A 19,577-nucleotide genomic window follows, 5' to 3' on the forward strand; every position below is an offset into this window, starting at 1 on the left:
AATGTCCTCAATAAATGAAACGCTATATGAAACATTGACCACGGATTGCAAAACGTCATTCAATGAAATTGGCATTGATTATGGAGGTTTGACCGGGAAATCCGCTGAAGATTTTGGCTATGGAAAGCCTTTTATCTCATATCTGAACGTATATCAGAATCAAGTGATAACCGATTACAATTTTGATAATGTGGAGATTAGAGACGGAGAGAATCAGAATAAGGTACGCACGGGCGATTTACTGTTTACCCTGTCGTCGGAAACGCCCGAAGAAATTGGCTATTCCGCTGTATATATGGGGAATGCTAAAGAACTATACTTGAATAGTTTTTGTTTTGGCATACATATTCAAGAGTCTGAAATGGTGTATCCCCCTTATATGGGATACTTTACTTCAACGACTTATTTCCGTAGGAAGATAATCCCCTATGCACAAGGCAGCACTCGCTTCAATTTACATAAGCCATCGTTGATGAATATAAAATTCTCACTTCCCGCAAAAGAATATCAAATAAAGATCTTCAATACTCTCCAGTTGTTAACCGACAAAATATCGACAGAAATAGAATTGCATAACAGATATATTCAACAGAGAATCTATCTGCTATCGAAGATGTTTATATGAGCATCTTTGATAGAAGGTAGCCTTTCTGACTTTCATATCTTTGTAATATTGTTCTCTCGCATTCTATCTTTATCAAAACGGCTCTAATAGTGGCTGCTATATCTCTTTGCTCATCAAGCGATGGCAAAGGTATTAGCATATTAAAGAAATCTTTTATCGAGACATTCAGCAGTCCGTGATTTCTTGCTCCTTCAACAACAATTTCTGCAATATCTTTGTGCCATTTCTTTGACTCAAAGTAAAACAAAAGATAATCTGAGTCAATGAGTTTTTCTTTTGGCTGGAAGCAGATATAGAGGGGAGACAATACACCTGATTCATATTTGTCCAACCTTTTTACTGCGCCCCAAATATAATCACCTGAATAACTTTTATTGTATGCGAAATCGCCCTTTTTAAGAATATAATAATTGCTTAGATTCTCACTTGCAACTACTTTGTTGAAGAATGAACATTGATCAATCAGTCCATATTGAGCTGCGATTGTAAGAATACGGTTTGATTCAATAGTGGTATTTCTCCTTGTTATGCGTGTGCAAATATCACCAAGTTGACATACTGACCAGTTATCAACATATTTCTTATTGATTCTCTGACGAGGGACATTTTCTCTTGGTGAGCAGTATACTTCTTCAACAATTGAGGACTTTAGTTTTTCCAAATCCTCAATCAGCCTCCTTTGAGTTGCAATGCGCTCGTCAAGGAGTTGTAAAAAATATGCGATTTTTGATTGTTCATCAATTGAAGGAATAGAGACCACGAGCGATTTCAAGGATTCTTTATAGAGATGGACAACGGAAACACCTTGGGCTAATTTGGCGATCTCCCGCTTGCGTACCCCATTTAGTTGATAGCACAAAAAAGAACCACTATCATTATTCAATCGAATAATATTTAAGTCTCCCCCTAAGAAAACATCATTTTTGAGGACACATCGTGCAGTGGCAATATCTTCGGCAGTTTCGCCTGAGGATGGGATTATGACATCATTTGCCACACTTTTAATCAGGCTGTCTTCTGGTAAATTCGTCCTACTGATAACGTTTGTGATATTTGTGGCAGTATACGTGGTATATAGTTCTCCATATAGAATGCATGGTTTCCCGTTCTCATTCCTTTGGTCTTTAGATATACCTGCACCTTTACTGAATGTCGCGATTTTCCCTAATCGAATTCTTCTCCACGGTTCGGTGAATCCGGGGAAGCGCAGGGAGGGTGCGGATGTGGAAACGGGCGAATTGGAGTTTTTATTGTTTTCAGTGTCAGTCATCGGGATTTTCAATCTTTACTGTTCAACATTAAGGATTCTTATTCCACGATTCCAAGTTCGCGGAGATACACTTCGATTTGCGCGTCGAGTTCAGAGCGTTTCGCTTCAAGCTCTTTGATGTCTGCCATTACTGCCTTGATGTCGATTTCTTCCTCTTCCTCGAATGTATCTACATAGCGGGGAATGTTGAGGTTATAATCGTTGTCGGCTATCTCCTTAAGCGAAGCCAGATGGCTGTATTTTTCGATTTCAGTACGATTGCGATAGGTATCTACAATCTTCTGTATGTGTTCGGGGCGCAGTTTGTTTTGCGTCTTAACCTTCTCAAACTCCCGGCTTGCATCAATAAAGAGAATGGAGTCATCCTCCTTGCGGCATTTCTTGGCTACGATGATGCAGGTTGGTATTCCCGTGCCGTAGAAGATGTTTGGTGGCAAACCGATAATAGCGTCAATGTAGTTCTTGTTCTCAATGAGATAACGGCGTATCTTACCCTCGGCATTACCACGGAATAGTACGCCGTGGGGAGCTACACAGGCGAGTGTACCGCCCTCATTGAGATGATGAATCATGTGCAGGATGAAAGCGTAGTCCGCTTTCGATTTCGGAGCCAATGCCCCTGCCTTGCTGAAACGGTCGTCAGAGTTGAATTTCTCCGCCGCGCTCCATTGTGCCGAGAAAGGAGGATTTGCAACCACGGCATCAAACTCTCTGTCGGGGAAAGCATCAGCTTCGAGGGTGTCACCGTTTTCTATGGTGAAATCCTTGTACTTGACACCATGAAGGAGCATATTCATACGGGCAAGATTGAATGTGGTGGGGTTTTTCTCTTGTCCATAAATGGTGTCGGCATTGCCGTTGCGTGCTGTGCGCAGAAGAAGGGAGCCGGAACCGCAAGTAGGGTCATATACATCGCGCAGACGTGTCTTTCCAGTGGTCACTACCTCGGCGAGAATCTGACTAACCTCCTGAGGAGTGTAAAACTCACCGGCTTTTTTACCGGCACCGGCAGCAAACTGACCGATCATATACTCGTATGCATCGCCGAGAATGTCGATGTCGGAAGCCTCGTTAAGTCCGAAGTCTATGCCGTTGAGGGCTACAAGCACGTTGGAAATTAGTGTATTCTTATCATCGGCAGACTTTCCCAACTTAGGCGAAGCGAGGTCAATGTCGGAGAAAAGACCGCCAAAATCCTCATTGCTGTCCTGACCTACGGTGCTGTCCTCTATTTTCTTCAGCGAGCGTTCAAGTTGAGGCAGGATGTTCTCTCTGCGGTCAACCGCCTCGATAATGCTTGAGAAAAGGAACTCCGGCTCAAGGAAGTATCCGAGGTTGCTTAGACACTCGTCTTTTATGTCGGCTTTCAACTCGGCATCGTCGCTTGCCCAAGCATTCTTGAATGTAACACCGTCCTCCGACAATATGTCATCGGCATACATCTCAATCTTCTCGGACAAGTATTTGTAGAATATGAATCCGAGGGTGAAATACATAAAGTCGCTCGCCGACATATTGCCGCGAAGGTTGTTTGCCACAGTCCAAAGCTGACTGCGAAGCTGCTGCTGGAGTTCCTCGCTCATATATTATTCCCAGTTGTAGATTTCTATTATTTTACGAAGTTTTTGAAGAATACGGTTGAATACGCTGCGGCGTTGTTTCAGACCGAGTTTCTTTTTCTTTATGGCATCCTGAAGTATCTCGTCCTTCTCACGGTGGAGATAGTCGTATTCCTCCATGAACTTATGAAGTGCCGTCTGGTCGATTTCTTCCTCCGCAGCAAGTTGCTCTACGGCACGGTCTTTTGCTCTGCGTACATAATCCACCAGTCGTGATTCAAGATCTATTGTGCCGTCAGCCTTAGACCGCCGGAACTCATCCTGATTGGCATCGACATTCTCGCTGATGAAACCGTCGATAAGCTCAGCCTTGCTGCGCATCTCGGCATCACGAATCATCGTGTCAAGAATCTCACGGCGTTTTTCAGAGTAATCATCGCTTGCCGGGTCAAGGTCGTGAATCAGCGCGAGGATGTATGCCACGTTGATTACGTCGCTGTGTAGCAGTTCAAGACAAAAGTCAATATCTTCAAGTGTCGTTTCCGGTTCGGCGCCATAAGCGGCAGCGGGTTCAGCGGCAACCTTTGCCGGTTTTGAACCGAAATTCTGTGCTATGTCAAGATACTTGCTGCGGAAGTCCTGAAACTCCTGCTCAGTCATTATGAAAGATATATCCGAAGGCGAATATTCCTCATAAATCTGCATTTCAGCGTGTTTCTTGATTATGTCGCGGAAAGCAAGGACAAACGCCACTTTGTCGTTCTCACTTTCAAGATTGTCTATCTCATCAACATTCGGATACTTAGACAGGAACTGTTCGGTTTTTTCAATGTACTCGCGCTTGACATCCTTGAACGGCGGACGCACTATATCTTCGATAGGATTATTGTCGGAGAACAGCTTTATAGACGCATCCACGTTGCTTTTGAGGTCGCGGAAGCAGATCACCTTTCCGAATCTCTTTTTCTCGTTCAGTACACGATTCGTGCGACTGAAAGCCTGCAACAGACCATGATATTCAAGATTTTTATCAACATAGAGAGTGTTGAGCTTCTTGGCATCGAAACCCGTAAGGAACATCCCGACGACGAGCAACAAGTCCAAAGGCTTCATCTTCGGGTCTTTCTTTTTCATTCTCTTGTTGATGTCGTCATAGTAGAGTCCGAAGTTTTCTACCGAATGGGATGTGCCGAAGGTTTTGTTGTAGTCATCTATGATTTCCTGCATCTCATCGGCGGCGACTTTCGGATTTGCGAAACCCCGGTTCATGCCGGTGGCTTCATCATCCTGACTGCCGTTTGCTGCGTAAGTGAATATCGCACCGATTTTGATGTCTGGATTCAATCCCTTAAAAATCTTGTAGTAACGCAAAAGCATCGGCACTGACTGAACGGCAAACAGAGCGTTGTACTCGCCATCAAAAGTGGACTTATTGAAGTTGTTGAGGATAAACCGTGCGACTTCGCGCATACGGCTATCGCTTTCAAGATCAAGGTCTGCGTTGCCGGTGTAATATTCAACGAGAAAGCCCAGTACATTGTCATCGGCGATAGCATCTTTAATCAGATACTTGTGCAGGCAATTACCGAAGATTTCTTTGGTTGTGCGGTCATTCTTTGAGTTTTCGACGAATATCGGAGTGCCGGTGAAGCCGAATATCTGAAGGTTGTTAAAGAAGTGGACAATATTTTTGTGACTTTCTCCAAAATGGCTTCGGTGGCACTCATCAAAAATCATCACGACCTTTTTATCGCGCACATCTTGAAGATGACGGTTGTAATAGTCTTTGGTGACTGCGCAATTCAGCTTTTGAATAGTGGTGATTATTATCTTCTTATCACTTCCGAGACGCTGTATAAGTTCCTTAGTACTGTCAGTGCCATCCACAGCTCCCGGCTCAAAGGCTTCATATTCCGCCTGTGTCTGAGTGTCGAGGTCGTGCCTGTCAACGACAAAAAGCACCTTGTCTATTTCATCAATTTCAGAAACAAGCTGTGCGGCTTTGAATGAGGTTAACGTCTTTCCCGCTCCGGTTGTGTGCCAGATATAGCCGTTATCATTGCTGTTGACCACACGGTTGAGGATTTCCTCAACGGCATAATATTGATATGGGCGCAAAACCATCATACATTTATCGCCTTCGTGAAGTACGATGTACTTGCTGATAATTTTGCCGAGTGTGCATGGGTCGAAGAATTCAGCCGCGAAAAGACTTAGTTGGTTGAACGGATTGTTCTTCCGATCAGTCCAGTTAAACGTGAACTTGTAACCACTATTAGGGTTATTGGCAAAATAGCGGGTGTTCACGCCGTTGGAAATCACGAAAATCTGAATATAGTTGAACAGACCGTGGAATGATGTCTTGTGGTAGCGTTGAACCTGATTGTATGCTTGTTTTAATTCAACACCACGTTTCTTCAACTCAATCTGCACCAATGGCAGACCGTTAATCAGAATGGTAACATCATAACGGCACTGACGACGGCCTTCTAAAGTTATCTGGTTGGAAACTTGAAATTCATTCTGACACCATTTATGACGATTAAGAAATTCAAGCCATACGCGCTGTCCGTTGTCAAGTTCCAAAGGAAGCAAATCCCGCAGTTTTTTGGCTTTCTCAAACGTGGTGCCACCTTCAAGATAGAGCATGACCTTATTGAACTCATTGTCCGTAAGTTCCGTTCTGCCATGTTGCGCAAGTTCCTTGGCATTGTGTTTTTCCAACTGTCGTTTGAAATTTGATATAAGGTTAGTCTCCTCATGGATTTCAACGTATTCATACGCCATATCCGTGAGAGTCTTTATCAAACCTTTTTCCAGTGCATCTTCGCTTTGAGTAAGTGCCATTTATAAAAACAAAAACTCCGTTTGCAGTTTTCTGAAAGGTTGACCGAACCTGTAACGACTGCATTGGAGTTTTAAAATATGGTTGGTTTTGGCGGCATCGCTGCCTTTGGGATTAAACCGTTTCGGCCATCTTCAGAAGTTTAAGGTTACTATATTGCAATGATTCGGTAAAAATTACAGAAGTAGTTGAAACTTAAGTTAATATAACGAATTGTCAAATACAAATGAATCGCCAAAGCGTTCATTATAAAAATCTTAGCGTATGAACGTATTGACGATTCTCAAAGACTTCACCTTTCGGTGTAAGTCGGTATTTGAAAATACTACAACCAAGATGAGCAAAAGGTTCCTCAACTGGCTGATTTTAACAATACGCACTGTGGCGTTGATTCCGGGCAAAGTCAATTTTACCCGGCTGTCGCGCTATGGCGGTCGTACAGCCAAGACCTTTGCCTCCAATTTCAAGACACCCGTAGACTGGATGAAAGTCAACATAGGTATGGCACAGGATTGTTTTGGACCGTCCGATGACATGGCAGTGGCAATCGATCCGTCGTTTATCTCCAAATCCGGCAGCCTGACGTATGGCATAGGCCGTTTCTGGTCAGGGGTGGCACAACGTGTCAAACGCGGTCTGGAGATAATGGCGATCGGGGCAATAAGCCTGAGTAAACATACATGTGTGATGCTCGGTGCTGTTCAGTCACCGAACTTCAGGACTCTTGAATCTGAGAAACAAATGTCAATGCTTGACTGGTATGTGGCACTTGTCAGGTCAAAGGCGACAGAGCTGCTCTCACTGACGGATATTCTGGTTGCCGATGCCTTTTTCTCCAAATATGAATTTGTGAATGAAGTGGTTGGCATGGGCTTCCGGTTTGTCGGGAGATTACGTGCCAACTCATATCTGAGGTATCTGGCCATGCCGGATTCCTCCGCCCCGCGAAGACGCGGCAGAAAGAAAAAGTATGGAGAGAAAGTGGATTTCTCCAGCCTTGATATGTCCGTGTTCACTTCATTCATATATGAGGATTCCAAAGGAAACAAAACCCGATGTCACACGGCGGTCGTACACTCGAGGGCATTGAAACGCGACATCCGTATCGTGGTCTGTCCGGTTGAAAACGGAGAGCCTCTCCTGTACTTCTCCACCGACACCGACATGAGGCCTGAAAAGATCATCGGTTTCTACCGCACCCGCTTCCAGATTGAGTTCGGCATACGCGATGCCAAACAGTTCACAGGACTCCAGTCTCAGCAGACCCGGGACAGGGATCGGCTTGACTTTGCGTTCAATCTTTCCTTCACTGCCCTCAATGTCTGCAAAGAGGTCATAAGGAAAGATTATCCGGGTCTTTCGTTAGCGCAGTTCAAACGGCTTATGTTTGAATCTTATCTCGCCTCAACAATTATTTCGACTTGCGGAAAATCTCCGCATCTCAAAATAATTCAGAAAATAAATCATCGGTTGGCTCAGTTAGCGGCTTAGCCAAGGCTGAACAACCTCAAATTTTACCGAATCATTGATATTGCAAAATTAGCGAAAATTTCTGAGATGGCAATTGAATATGCTGATAAACATATACGATACAGCTATACTCATCCATCTCTGAGTCCATTAAGGAGATTAGATGAGAGACGCCGCCGAGGTCTGCTTCCCTCGGCGGCGTTGGGTTTAGTGTAGTTTGGGCCCTTGTCGGCGGCGTTTGGCTTTTTGTTCTTCACGATAGCGATGAAGGGCCTCTTCAATGGTAAGTCCGGGATGGCGGCTCATCCACAGTTTGAAATCATCGGGTAAAACGCCTCCATTAGCAAAACCTTCTTGCATCTGCGAGGTTCCTGAGGATGGAACTTGGGATAACCGAGTGCCATAGTTTTGCGACTGGGATGCGGATTGGCCGACTAAATCCGGATTCGATGAATAGACTCCCGGAGTCATGCGCTGTGGGTTGAATTTTATCCACACAGTAGGCATATCTCCCTGACATCCGTCAACTCGGATAGCTTTCCCCGCAACGTAATCATTCATTTGTTGTGTCGTAAGCCGCACACCTTTGTATGATGCGATAGGCACGATGGAGCCATCTGCATACATCCATTGAGACTGAGAATGTAGCGGTTTGTTGTTAGCCAGATGCTTGGATATATTGCCCAGACTGAATCGCCGGTCAATCTTTGATGCAGCGAAACGCTTGCCTTTTCTGGTGTACCATAGACCCTGCAATTCGCTGGTGCCACGCTTGTATTTGTATTCTATGCCGACACCAGCCGCCTTTAAGCGAGTCTCGAATTGCTCGAAAGTATGGACTGATTTATCGTTCCATACAGCGTCAACGGCATTGAAAATCTCATATCGTATCTTTTCCGTGCCACGCAATTTATTGACATTAGTCTGCTTTTTACCCTCGGAAATGTGCAGTCCATATTCCTTTGTCAAGTCAAGACAGGCTGCCTTGTTGCGACTGAAATCATTCTTATCGGAAATGGTTTCGGCGTGGTTATCTATTCGGCTGAACACGATATGACAGTGTGGATAATCTTTGTCGAGATGCCGGACAATGATGTATGGAGTATCCATGATGCCCATTTTCTTCATATATTTTTGGGCAATCTCTACCATAATCCGGTCATCAACTTTATCCTTGTCGTTGGCATGAAAGTTCAGGGAAATATGCCCGACCGGATTTTTCAAGTCCGGATTCAAGGCGAGATTATCTTCAAAAGAAGCGATAATTCCATTTCTCCCTTCCATCATAGATACATCTTTGCAGTCTATAAGACGCCATTCATTACAGGGCGTGCCGTCGGGATTATCCTTCTTTCGACGAGTGACGTAATCGACACAACCGCCGAAACTGCCGCCTTTTGTTATCTTGCCCATCATACGCTGTCCGGTGTATTACGATAGTTTTTTATCAGTGAAAGGACAAAATCCTTGCACTGAATTATCTCTCTGTATGTGCGGACAATCTGTTCCTCAGAGGCACCACCTTTTAGAATGGCACCGACAAATTTTGCCGTGCGGTTGAGATTTTCAGCGATTCCCTGAAGGTCGCGGATTGCCTTGACATCTCTTGGCGTGAGCCTTTCCACGACTTTACAGTGCAGTGCCGACTGCCGGATATATTCCGAGCGGTTGAGCCCTGCCGTGAGAGCTTTGTCCATCATTACCTGATATTGGTCTATGTCGAATTTCACCGGCACCATGATGGACTTTCGTTCATCAGCCGGGAGCTTGGGACGCCCTTTAGCGGGACGTAAATTGGATTTCTTCATTGGAAATTCTGTTTGAGGTTTGTGACCATCGGGAGCGGAGGGGAGCGAGTCGTTTGAGGATTACTTGTAATACGAAAACATAAACTCGCTCCCTCCGATTCCGAACCCCTACGATAGTTTCGAGGTGCACGAAACTACGAGGACTATTTAGCGGTCAAAATGTAGTTGCAATCACGCGCTCAGAGTTTGCGCCAGATTTCGATGTCTTCGGCATACTGTTTCAGATGCTCGGCGAGGATTGCGTTGGCGTAACTGCTGACGGTAGTGCCACGGCCACCGAGGATTCTGGAAACGCGCTCAAGCTGGTCCCATAGGTCGCCTTCGATGTTCAGGGCATGGCGGTTCACCAGCTTTGCAGGAGTGAGGAACGTTGCCTTGAACTCGGCGAAATCCGATTTGCGCTGCTGCCTGCCGATGCGCTGTTGCTTCGGTGGCTCGGTTACGGCAGTTGCCTCGGTTACTGGCTGTTCGTTGTCAAACAGATTGTCAGCGTTGGCAGGTGTGGTGCTGTTAACAGTGTTATCGCTGTTGACTGCGGGATTAGGGTTGGTGGAGTTATCTGATTTCATTGTGACTTCGGGGTTAAGGGTCGATACTTTGGATTTGGTTGCATCGGTCAACTCGGTTGACTTGGATGCGGTGGGTTTATTTGTTTTCATTGGAAAGTGTGTTTTTGGTGAAACTTCGATTGATAAGAAAATCATTCAAGTCGTTGAACTCGGAGTAGAGCGTGGAGCGGTCAATCATTGTTGAGCCATAAATGGCGGTCAACTCGGCGAGTGCTGTTTTCCCGGCATTGTCGTTGTCAAGGTAGCAGTTGATAGTAGTGTAACCTTTGAGAAAAGGCACAGCCTTGTTGACATTGACAACCGAGTTGAGTATGATTGTGTCGGCTCCACTGATGATGCCGAGTGTGAGTGCCGAGAGATAATCTATAAATCCCTCGAACACGGCACACTCTGCTGACGGGCCATCTCTCGCCCACGGCAAATATGAGATGTCCTTGCGTCTACGGCAACCTTTGAAATATCGGTTGCGCAGTTCCCAGCCTCCGCTGACGTTCTCAAATGCCACGGCAAAATAAAACTTGCCGTTGACGCTGTATTGAGCCTCCTTGCAGTTCGCCGTGGCGATGTGTGCCGGGATGCCACGCTCTTGGAGGTATGCGACAAGTGCGCGGTGTTCCAGTGGCACGACCTCAAACCGCTCCATACTCGGTGCTGAGTGTCGCGGAGCAAAAGAGGAAGCGATTGTCGGCACCGATGGTACCGGGTAGCTGTCAGCGATGCAACGCAGTATATGGCGCAGGTCTGTTGTCTGATACAACTCGGCTGCAAGGTCGATGATGTTGCCGCCTCTGCCAAGTCCGAAATCATACCAGCAGTTGAGCGCAGTCTCGACCTTGAATGACGGCGTATGTTCCTGTCGCAAAGGCGACTTATACCAGAGCCTTGTTCCTTTTCTCGCCGTAGGCTCATGTCCGATTCGGGACATGAAGGAGGCTAAAGGGATTGATTTAATCTCTTTGATCATGGGTTCTAAAATGTTTGGGTGAGATGGTTCTTGGTTTAGCGCCTATTATATATGCCCTTTTCTAAACCAAACCAATTTGGTGTTTCTCAATAGTAGAAATCAGGATTGTAGATATACTCGCGGTTCTCGTAACGAATCATACCTTTGTTGTCAAGAAAGGTCTTCAAGCCCTTTACCTTGTTGTTGGAATAGGAATGACCACAGGCGGCATATCCGCTTTTGAGTGCAGCCTCGAAGTTCCGGCAACCTTTTATCGGACCGTTGGCGAAGATTACGCCTAATGCCTCGCGATGCTGTTCCTCGGTCAACTCCTTGTATGGATAAGGGTCTTTGGCTTTCTTGCCCGGCTCGGAGAACACATACCCGCTTGCAATCTCAGGGAGTCCATAGTCATTGACGCGGAAGGCAAATGGATCGAACTCGGCGGCGCGGATCATGGCGGCGCAGACCTCCGACACGGTATCATCGGTTTTGCTGCGGCTAATTTGGAGGATTGTCTCTGCCTTGTTGTTCAGCTCGGTGCCGACATGACCACGGGCGTTGTCGTCGCTCTTGTTGAGATGCAGGACGGTGTGGATATGAATCTGGAACTTGTCTGTCCATTCCATCAGCTTGCCGATAAGGTCGGTCGATTCCTTGGCGCAGTTGATGTCGTACATAAGGTCGCGCACACCGTCGATGATTACAAGTCCGACACCGGGAGTGTTGATTATCGCCTGTTCGATTACTTCAAGGCGCAATGTGGGTGTTAGCTGGCGCAGAGCGGCGAACTTCAAATGTTCCGGATGGGTGTCGGTCGGGAGTTTCGCCAGGCGCAACGCACGTTCCATAACTTTCTGACAGTGATACGGACTTTGCTCGGTGTCAAAATAGAGGATTGTGCGCTTGTCATCGGGGAACTCTGCGGTGTAGCCCAATACTTTGCCGTTGACGAGTGATGCCCCGACAATCGCGGCGACATTGAATGTCTTTTTGCTCTTGGCTTTGCCGGTCGAAGCCGAGAAGTTGCCGAGTGTTCCGATAACGCTGCCGTTGGCGTACAGCACCTCCGGCGCAGTCTGAATCTCATCCGTGATTCTCAACTGCTTTTCCTCCCAAAGTCGGAGGATGTCCTCTTTCACTTCTTGCATCGGCGACCTCCCTTCTTTGATGACTGGATAAGATCGAGCGCAAGTTGTGCGTCGATAACGATTTTTCTACCCGTTTGAGTAATGGCATCTTTGATTACGCCACTGTTCTTGATACGGTGTGCAGTTGCTTTGCTGCACTGGAGAAGTTCGCAGAGACCTTCAATTCCATAGACGAGCCATCGCTTTGCTGTGATAGCTGCACCGTCTGGTTCGATGTTATCCTTGACATTACGGGAATCAAGTAATTCTAAAAGTTGTTCTCCGGTATACTGCCAGAGAGGAAGTTTGAGTAACTGGTCTTTTGTCATACGCAGTGTGGGTTTGAATTATACTTCCGCCCTCTGAGAGAGCGTATCCGAGTATCTCCCGGACACTGCAAAATTACAACCGGTTATGGGTGGGGTGTATGTGGTTTCATCTTATCCACTTAATAGAACTACCCATCAGAGTATCAGGCTCTGACGGGTAGTATCATAAGGTTTCAAAAGTGGAAATATGAGTGGTGAAAGTGGTGCGCGAGTGGTATCTTTAAGTCGCACAAACTCTCATGCTCGTTTTTTATGGTTTTTGAAGATTCTGTCAATCTCATCAGCATATTCTCTACTTGATGCACTGGCATCATCTCCGCGTGGATGACAATACTTCTTTTCATAGTAGCTCCACTGAATATCAAGATGAGCGAGAATATCCTCGCGCCACGCCGCTTTGTGTTTGGCCGGAACAATCTCATATAATTTCGATATGAGATAGCACGCCTTGATTTTCTGTTTTGGTCGTATCTTTATAGGTTCATGCTTACCATGGAGATTGAGCGATGAATGGAACTGAGTCTCGGTACTATCGAAAACATCAGAGCAGATTTCATATAATTCCGACACAAGAATCATCGGGAACAGTTCCCCTTCCCATTGGCGGCATGATTTCGTATTGGTCTGATTCTGTTTTACAGGTTGTTCAGGCGTGGGATAACTACCATTATGAACCTGCATCTTTTGTATAAAGGTTTCCCTGCATTTCGGATGTAACTGAATTTCACATGGCGGAAAGTATCTTTCCACCGTGATAAAAATTTTGCGACAGACATTTCGCAAGTCATGGTACACATCGAATGAAGGTTTCAACAGAAATTCATCATATTCAACGCTTTCCTGCAATTTCTTAAGAAATTCCCGTTTCTTTTCAAGCCATCCTTCACGGGTTTCGGCCATATGGAATAACTCGATTTCCTGTTTGTACTTATCTATCGTCCAATCATCAGGCACCGAGATTTTGCGACAAGCCTTTAGCGCGTACTCATAATGAGCGGCAATCATATAGAACATCTCCACTTCTTTAAGGAAGTGGTTGCTTTCGTAGCCGTCTATCATGTCTGCCTTGGATTTATTTTTACGATCTTTGTCCAATTTATAGAATACATTTTGGAATGTATCTATTCTTGTCGCAATCTCAGCACAGTAATTTCTGGTCTGGTTAGCTTGCACCTTTCCGATTTCTCCGGAGGCGTGAGATTCGATAATAGCATTTTCGATGTCGATAGAGCAAAGTTTACTGGTGGCTTCGGCTATTCGCTTGTATAAAATTGTATCCTGTTTGGCTACCAGCGGAACTTTTATAAGCTGCCTGAGGTCTTCCAAAATTGGCACAACATCTCGTAATGTCGTAGGGTTTGGGTCAAGCCGAAAGCACGGTGCATGAATTTTGAGAAAAGTGTTAAATTTGTGGCATGAAAACCGCAGATGCAATATGGATGTGCCTGCCCGAGGGCATGGACGAACTATTTGAAATGGTGCGCTTCGAGCGCACGGAACAGTCCTATGACATATGGCTTGACGAAAAGAAGAAACTGTCTGATGAAGACTATCGTAATCCAAATATCGTAGCGCGAGGCTATACGGATTATGTAACAATACAGGACTATCCGATGCGTGGACGGCCTGTATTTCTTCACATGCGCAAGAACAAGTGGTGGGACAGGCAGACCAACGAAATCTTCAGCTACAATCTCGAACTTCCCAACGAGGAAGGAACACGACTCAGCGCCGAGTTCGTGGCTTTTTTAAAAGACGAAGGTGGAGACGACAGCCCTGTCGATTAAACAGATAGCGCAGATGTACTGCGTCAACGGCAAACATTTTGCCGACTTGTACCGCAATAAGATAAGCGGTTACGCCGACTGGTGCGAACAGGAGCTTGGCTGTGGGTTCTATTTCAACGCCGATAATATCGGCCCTTACATGAGTCTTGATGAGACGTGTCTGAGCAACGGGGAGGTATGGACGTTCCTGACCAACAAGGACGGCCACGGAGGCAAGGGAACACTTGCGGCAGCCATTCCCGGAACAAAGAGTGACGAAATTATATCCATACTCATCGGAGCTATGGAGAAATCAATCAGACGCAGGGTCAAGGAAGTGACCTGCGATCTCTCGCCATCAATGATGCTCATAGCCGCAGAAGTGTTCTATAACGCCCATGTAGTCAACGACCGTTTTCATGTCCAACAGGTCTATAATGAGGCCGTTGACGAAATCCGCATTGACATTCGCCGACAGCTCATCGCAGAGGAAAACAACCGCAACAAGTCCGAACCGCCGGTAACGTACTCCAACGGAGAGACCATGCGCCAGATACTGGCTCGCAGCAAACACACTCTGATGATGTCGCAGAACAAATGGACTGACATACAGCGCCATCGTGTCAACATACTGTTCAAATACTATCCAATATTGAAGGCTGCATACAGCCTTGCGATGGAGCTGCGCAAGATTTTCAACGCTAAAATCTCACCGACAAAAGCCATGGGGAGGATGAACAAGTGGTATGAAAAGGTAATGGCATTGGGTAACAACAACTTCCGCTCGGTAATCAAAACATTCAAGAACCACGCCCCAACAATCCTGAACTATTTCCGTCGTCGTGCGACCAATGCCTCTGCCGAGGCATTCAACTCTAAAGTCAAAATATTTCGCTCACAAATGCGTGGTGTCCGGGACCGCGACTTCTTCATCTTCCGATTAGTCAAACTCTACGCCTAAAAATTTAACACTTCTAATTGCCCAATTTAACATATGCACCGTGCTTTCGGCTTGAGCCTAGGGTTTGGCATTTGCGGGTGTTACGTTAGAGTGTTATTAATGGTGAGAGCCAATCAAACTCAAACAGACTTGTTGAATCTTTGTTAAATTTTAGCACTCGATAACATAAACACGCGATACCCAATGATAGTTCGCATATCTATTTTTGATACGATTATCAATCTCTACAAACCATACATTATGGACAATTGTATCAAAATTGTATCAAAAATACAATTTTTAACATTTTGCGGCGGAATAAAAATAAAGAAAGAGCTAAATCTTAGCGACTTAGCTCTTTATTTGTGTTGCCTTGGAAGGATTCGAACCCTCACAGGCGGAACCAGAATCCGACGTGCTACCATTACACCACAAGGCAATTTTTTTGTTTGTCATCGGGTTTGTTTTGAGCTCGCTTACTCGTTTTTCCTTTTGACGGTGCAAAGGTAGGGGTTTGTTTTGAATCCTGCAAATATTTCGGCAACTTTTTTCAATGTTTTTTCTCTTTTTATCTGATTTTTTGTGAACCGGTTGTTTGGATTGGGACTGTTGTGTGGGGTTGCTGCTTGATTTTCAGTTGGTTATTGATGGTGTTGGCGGGGTGTCGCCAAAATGCAGTTTTTTTGATTTTTTTGTGGCGGATTGCATTGGGATAGACTCCGATGCTTGTGAGTTCTGGCAAAATGTGTCGGGGATGATCAGGTGAGTTGGATTTAATTGGTGTCCGCAGGACTGAATTTAGTATATTGAGGCAAAAAAACGTTACAAATGGCTACTGTAAAAGTTAAATTCAGGCCCTTGGCAGGCGATGCGGAGCAAGGACGTCTATATATCCAGATTATTCATGAGCGTCAGGTCAAGCTGATTTCTACTCCTTATATTGTCAATGCCGCGGAATGGGATTCCGAGAGGGGTGGTTTTGTCGCTTCCGGATCAGCAGGCCGCCGGGAAGAGCTCTACAGAGTGAATCATTCTCTGCAGTGTCACATCGGGCGGGTGAAGGCGATAATCAGCCGTCTTGACAAGACGATGCTTTTTTATAATGTAGGAGACATTGCGGATGAGTGCAGAAGTTATGTGGCAAGATTCCGACTTTTTGCTTTCTTCGAGCATCGTATCGGGCAGCTTAAGCTCAAGAATAAAATCCGGACAGCTCAGAATTACCGGTCGACGATGAACAGTTTCAAGTCATTTCTTCATGGTGAAGATATAATCATTGACTTGATAGATGCTGACATGATCGAGCGTTACGAGGCTTTTCTTCAGGCCAGGCGGCTGCGTCCTAACACGACTTCGTTTTATATGCGGGTGCTCCGCGCGGTGTGTAATACGGCTGCCGATGAAGGGGCCTTTGTCTTGCCTGGAATTTTCCGTCATGTGTACACCGGGGTTGACAAGACTGAAAAGCGGGCTTTGCCACTGACTGTTCTCAGACGGATTCATTCAATGGATCTCGCTGCATCGCCTGCGCTTGACTATGCCAGAGACATATTCATGCTGAGCTTTTTCACCCGCGGGATGAGTTTTATAGATATGGCCTTTATCCTTAAGACTGACCTGAACAACGGATATCTTACGTATAGCCGGCATAAAACGCGGCAGATGCTAAAACTGAAGTGGACTGCCGAGATGCAGCGCATAATTGACAAATATCCCTCCAACACGAGTCCATATCTGTTTCCGATACTGATAAATCCGCAATCGAACCTGGCTTATGCTTACCGGAATATTTCATACCGCATAAATTCCAGTCTTAAGAAGATAGCTGTGCTTGCCGGCTATCCGGAGAGCTTCACTCTTTATTCCGCCCGTCATTCATGGGCTTCTGTGGCATGCACGCAGGGGGTTCCAATAAGTGTGATAAGCCAGGGGATGGGCCATGACTCTGAGCGCACCACGAGGATCTATATTTCATCAATTGATTCTTCGGCCATTGACAGGGCCAATTCAAAAGTGATCAGTTCGCTGTTTTGATTTTAATGGCCGATGTCGGTCTTCAGATCCAATCCTTCTGATGTGCATACAATGACTTTTTTAATTACAAAATCAGTAACTATAAATTTGGAGAATCGCTTCAAGCCGATTAACTTTGCAATAATTTTTATTCGCGGACACTCTCCACCCCGTCAGAGAAATCATTTTATACCCGTTTCCAATCGTTATGTTAATCATAGGAATAGCAGGTGGTACCGGCTCAGGCAAGACCACCGTTGTAAACAAGATAATCAACAGCCTTCCTCCGGGCGAAGTTGCAGTCCTGCCTCAGGACTCTTATTATAAGGATTCAAGTCATATTCCGGTTGAGGAACGCAGTAAGATTAATTTTGATGAACCGGCCTCCATTGAATGGACTCTTCTGGTAGAGCATCTCAAGCGTCTCAAGGACGGCAACTCGATTGAGATGCCTACATATTCATATCTGACCTGCACCCGCCAGGCAGAGACAGTCAGAGTCGATCCGCGAGAGGTGGTCATTGTGGAGGGCATTCTTGTGCTGACCGACCCGGTGCTGCGATCGATGATGGATGTGAAGGTCTTTGTCGATGCCGATGCCGACGAACGTCTGATCAGAGTCATTGCGCGTGATTGCGTGGAGCGTGGCCGCACTCCGGCTATGGTGCTTGACCGTTATCAGGATGTGTTGAAGCCGATGCACGAGATGTATATCGAGCCGACAAAGCGTCATGCCGATCTGATTGTGCCGCAAGGCGGAAGCAATGTGGTGGCTATTCAGCTGTTGACCGATTACATAGAGTCGCGCCTCAGACGCACTACTGTAAACCGTTAAATCTATCTCTCCACGCAAGCATCCCCACCAGATGGAACAAAATCCCAATATACAGCCTTCGATACCGGTAGGCACACCTGACAAGATGGTGCTTCGCACAGACAATCTTGTGAAGAAGTATGGCAAGCGAACAGTTGCAAACCATGTGTCGATCAACGTGACGCAAGGAGAGATTGTAGGCCTGCTCGGACCTAACGGAGCCGGCAAGACGACTACTTTCTACATGACCGTAGGGCTGATCACTCCTAACGAGGGACAGATCTACCTGAACGACCTTAACATCACAAAATATCCGGTCTATAAGCGGGCGCAGAATGGCATCGGCTATCTTGCTCAGGAACCAAGCGTGTTCCGCAAACTGACCGTGGAAAACAATATAAAGGCCGTTCTGCAGATGACCAACACATCGGCTGAATATCAGCGTGACAAGCTTGAAAGCCTGATAGCTGAATTCAGCCTTGAAAAAGTGCGTCATAATCTTGGCGATCAGCTCTCAGGCGGCGAGCGCCGCCGCACGGAGATTGCCCGCTGTCTGGCTATCGACCCGAAATTCATCATGCTCGACGAGCCTTTTGCGGGAGTCGACCCGATTGCGGTCGAGGATATCCAGTCTGTGGTCTATCATCTCAAGGAAAAAAATATCGGCATTCTCATCACAGACCATAACGCGCAGGAAACATTGCGTATCACCGACCGAGCCTACCTGCTTTTTGAAGGAAAGATCCTGTTCCAGGGTACTTCTGAGGAGTTGGCTGAAAATCCGGTTGTCCGCGAAAAATATCTCGGCCGAGACTTCATGTTCTACCGCAAAAAATTCGACGCCGAATAGCATAACCTCGGCGCCGTCAGAAATCAGGATCAGATCGGTCACATCCGGTCTGATTTTTTATTGCTTGCTAAATAGGGGGGGCAATTGAGTGATTAGCAACCAGGGTTCTGAACCCATCCGGGAGAAAGTGCGATTTGCTCGCCGGGTATGGGCCAAAGATTTTGATAAGAAGCATAGCCTTCGAGGTTGTTGCGCTTTTGGAAGGCGAAGTAGTCAATCGAGATCGTCGTCGATGTCATCTTCGAGGAAGTCGAAATCCCAGCCGTCAGACATTGATTCTGTGAATTCGGCAAGTTCGCGTCCTTCCCGTTTGGTGGGGCGCCCAAGACCTTTGCGGCGGTCGATGAATCCGGAGATCTTTACAATCTCAAGCAGATCGAGTTCGCTTTGGGGTGTGATGTTTTCCATATAATCAGGCACGAGCTTGGCTCCAAGTCTGTTTTGGGTCAGGGCGAGCACACGGAAAGAGTAGGTCACCGGTGGCTTGCGCACCTTCACCACATCGCCGACTTTGATTGTGCGCGATGGTTTGGCAAGTGCGTCGCCGACATACACGCGGCCTTTCTTGCAGGCTTCCGTGGCGATTGTGCGCGTCTTGAATATGCGCATGGCCCATAGCCATTTATCTATTCTGACTTCGTTCATG

18 protein-coding genes and 1 tRNA gene are annotated in these 19,577 nt (G+C 46.2%); 7 read left to right on the forward strand and 12 right to left on the reverse strand.

Annotation, left to right across the window (positions count from 1 at the left end; translation table 11 throughout):
• The first annotated feature begins 1 nt into the window (after position 1).
• Entirely contained in the window at positions 2-625 is a 624-nt protein-coding gene (locus FDZ78_RS12500) for a restriction endonuclease subunit S (RefSeq protein WP_136408674.1), read from the forward strand.
• Here the strand turns inward: FDZ78_RS12500 and FDZ78_RS12505 are convergent.
• The 3 genes from FDZ78_RS12505 to FDZ78_RS12515 are packed head-to-tail and all read right to left on the reverse strand — an operon-like array spanning position 618 to position 6,301.
• A complete protein-coding gene (locus tag FDZ78_RS12505; RefSeq protein ID WP_136408675.1) occupies positions 618-1,895 on the reverse strand; it encodes a restriction endonuclease subunit S in 1,278 nt (425 codons plus the stop codon). The two genes, FDZ78_RS12500 and FDZ78_RS12505, sit on opposite strands and share 8 nt — an antisense overlap.
• A 38-nt stretch (positions 1,896-1,933) precedes the next feature.
• Positions 1,934-3,478, reverse strand: coding sequence for a type I restriction-modification system subunit M (locus FDZ78_RS12510; protein WP_123615066.1), 1,545 nt, complete (start codon positions 3,476-3,478; stop codon positions 1,934-1,936).
• A gap of 3 nt (positions 3,479-3,481) precedes the next feature.
• Positions 3,482-6,301 carry a type I restriction endonuclease subunit R gene (locus FDZ78_RS12515; RefSeq protein WP_123615065.1) on the reverse strand — a complete coding sequence of 940 codons (2,820 nt, stop codon included), beginning with the start codon at positions 6,299-6,301 and terminating at the stop codon, positions 3,482-3,484.
• 262 nt (positions 6,302-6,563) lie between these two features.
• On the opposite strand from FDZ78_RS12515, the gene FDZ78_RS12520 reads away from it, so the two are divergent.
• Complete coding sequence (locus FDZ78_RS12520) at positions 6,564-7,790, forward strand: transposase (protein WP_136408189.1); 1,227 nt, start codon at positions 6,564-6,566, stop codon at positions 7,788-7,790.
• 186 nt (positions 7,791-7,976) lie between these two features.
• Here FDZ78_RS12520 and FDZ78_RS12525 read toward each other — a convergent pair whose 3' ends face one another.
• The 7 genes from FDZ78_RS12525 to FDZ78_RS12555 form a co-directional block, all read right to left on the reverse strand.
• Positions 7,977-9,185 carry a relaxase/mobilization nuclease domain-containing protein gene (locus FDZ78_RS12525; RefSeq protein WP_123615064.1) on the reverse strand — a complete coding sequence of 403 codons (1,209 nt, stop codon included), beginning with the start codon at positions 9,183-9,185 and terminating at the stop codon, positions 7,977-7,979.
• Positions 9,182-9,577 carry a hypothetical protein gene (locus FDZ78_RS12530; protein ID WP_123615063.1) on the reverse strand — a complete coding sequence of 132 codons (396 nt, stop codon included), beginning with the start codon at positions 9,575-9,577 and terminating at the stop codon, positions 9,182-9,184. Before FDZ78_RS12530 ends, FDZ78_RS12525 begins: the two co-directional genes overlap by 4 nt.
• A gap of 179 nt (positions 9,578-9,756) precedes the next feature.
• Positions 9,757-10,236, reverse strand: a complete 480-nt coding sequence (locus FDZ78_RS12535) for a DUF3408 domain-containing protein (RefSeq protein WP_168182066.1) — start codon at positions 10,234-10,236, stop codon at positions 9,757-9,759.
• A complete protein-coding gene (locus FDZ78_RS12540; protein ID WP_168182069.1) occupies positions 10,223-11,071 on the reverse strand; it encodes a toprim domain-containing protein in 849 nt (282 codons plus the stop codon). Before FDZ78_RS12540 ends, FDZ78_RS12535 begins: the two co-directional genes overlap by 14 nt.
• Positions 11,072-11,196: 125 nt before the next feature.
• A complete protein-coding gene (locus tag FDZ78_RS12545; protein WP_123615060.1) occupies positions 11,197-12,240 on the reverse strand; it encodes an AAA family ATPase in 1,044 nt (347 codons plus the stop codon).
• A complete protein-coding gene (locus FDZ78_RS12550) occupies positions 12,228-12,548 on the reverse strand; it encodes a DUF3853 family protein (protein ID WP_123399146.1) in 321 nt (106 codons plus the stop codon). The genes FDZ78_RS12545 and FDZ78_RS12550 overlap by 13 nt, the downstream gene beginning before the upstream one ends.
• A gap of 237 nt (positions 12,549-12,785) precedes the next feature.
• On the reverse strand, positions 12,786-13,874 hold the full coding sequence (locus FDZ78_RS12555) for a hypothetical protein (protein WP_136408676.1): 1,089 nt from the start codon (positions 13,872-13,874) through the stop codon (positions 12,786-12,788).
• 89 nt (positions 13,875-13,963) lie between these two features.
• On the opposite strand from FDZ78_RS12555, the gene FDZ78_RS12560 reads away from it, so the two are divergent.
• Together FDZ78_RS12560 and FDZ78_RS12565 are read left to right on the forward strand one after the other, a co-directional pair.
• Positions 13,964-14,335 carry a transposase family protein gene (locus FDZ78_RS12560; RefSeq protein ID WP_107037111.1) on the forward strand — a complete coding sequence of 124 codons (372 nt, stop codon included), beginning with the start codon at positions 13,964-13,966 and terminating at the stop codon, positions 14,333-14,335.
• Positions 14,310-15,275 carry a transposase gene (locus FDZ78_RS12565; protein ID WP_240740261.1) on the forward strand — a complete coding sequence of 322 codons (966 nt, stop codon included), beginning with the start codon at positions 14,310-14,312 and terminating at the stop codon, positions 15,273-15,275. The genes FDZ78_RS12560 and FDZ78_RS12565 overlap by 26 nt, the downstream gene beginning before the upstream one ends.
• Positions 15,276-15,622: 347 nt before the next feature.
• Here FDZ78_RS12565 and FDZ78_RS12570 read toward each other — a convergent pair.
• Positions 15,623-15,693, reverse strand: a tRNA-Gln gene (locus FDZ78_RS12570).
• Between the two features lie 389 nt (positions 15,694-16,082).
• On the opposite strand from FDZ78_RS12570, the gene FDZ78_RS12575 reads away from it, so the two are divergent.
• From FDZ78_RS12575 to lptB, 3 genes are all read left to right on the forward strand, one after another.
• On the forward strand, positions 16,083-17,288 hold the full coding sequence (locus tag FDZ78_RS12575) for a site-specific integrase (protein ID WP_124075939.1): 1,206 nt from the start codon (positions 16,083-16,085) through the stop codon (positions 17,286-17,288).
• A 187-nt stretch (positions 17,289-17,475) separates the two neighbouring features.
• Entirely contained in the window at positions 17,476-18,102 is a 627-nt protein-coding gene (gene udk / locus FDZ78_RS12580) for a uridine kinase (protein ID WP_107033491.1), read from the forward strand.
• Between the two features lie 31 nt (positions 18,103-18,133).
• Entirely contained in the window at positions 18,134-18,931 is a 798-nt protein-coding gene (gene lptB / locus FDZ78_RS12585) for an LPS export ABC transporter ATP-binding protein (protein ID WP_107033490.1), read from the forward strand.
• A 213-nt stretch (positions 18,932-19,144) separates the two neighbouring features.
• On the opposite strand, the gene FDZ78_RS12595 is transcribed toward lptB, so the two are convergent.
• Complete coding sequence (locus FDZ78_RS12595; RefSeq protein ID WP_123399154.1) at positions 19,145-19,576, reverse strand: RNA-binding S4 domain-containing protein; 432 nt, start codon at positions 19,574-19,576, stop codon at positions 19,145-19,147.
• Between the last annotated feature and the right edge of the window lies 1 nt (position 19,577).

The organism is Duncaniella sp. B8, from assembly GCF_005304985.1.
Classification (GTDB): Bacteria; Bacteroidota; Bacteroidia; order Bacteroidales; family Muribaculaceae; genus Duncaniella; species Duncaniella muris.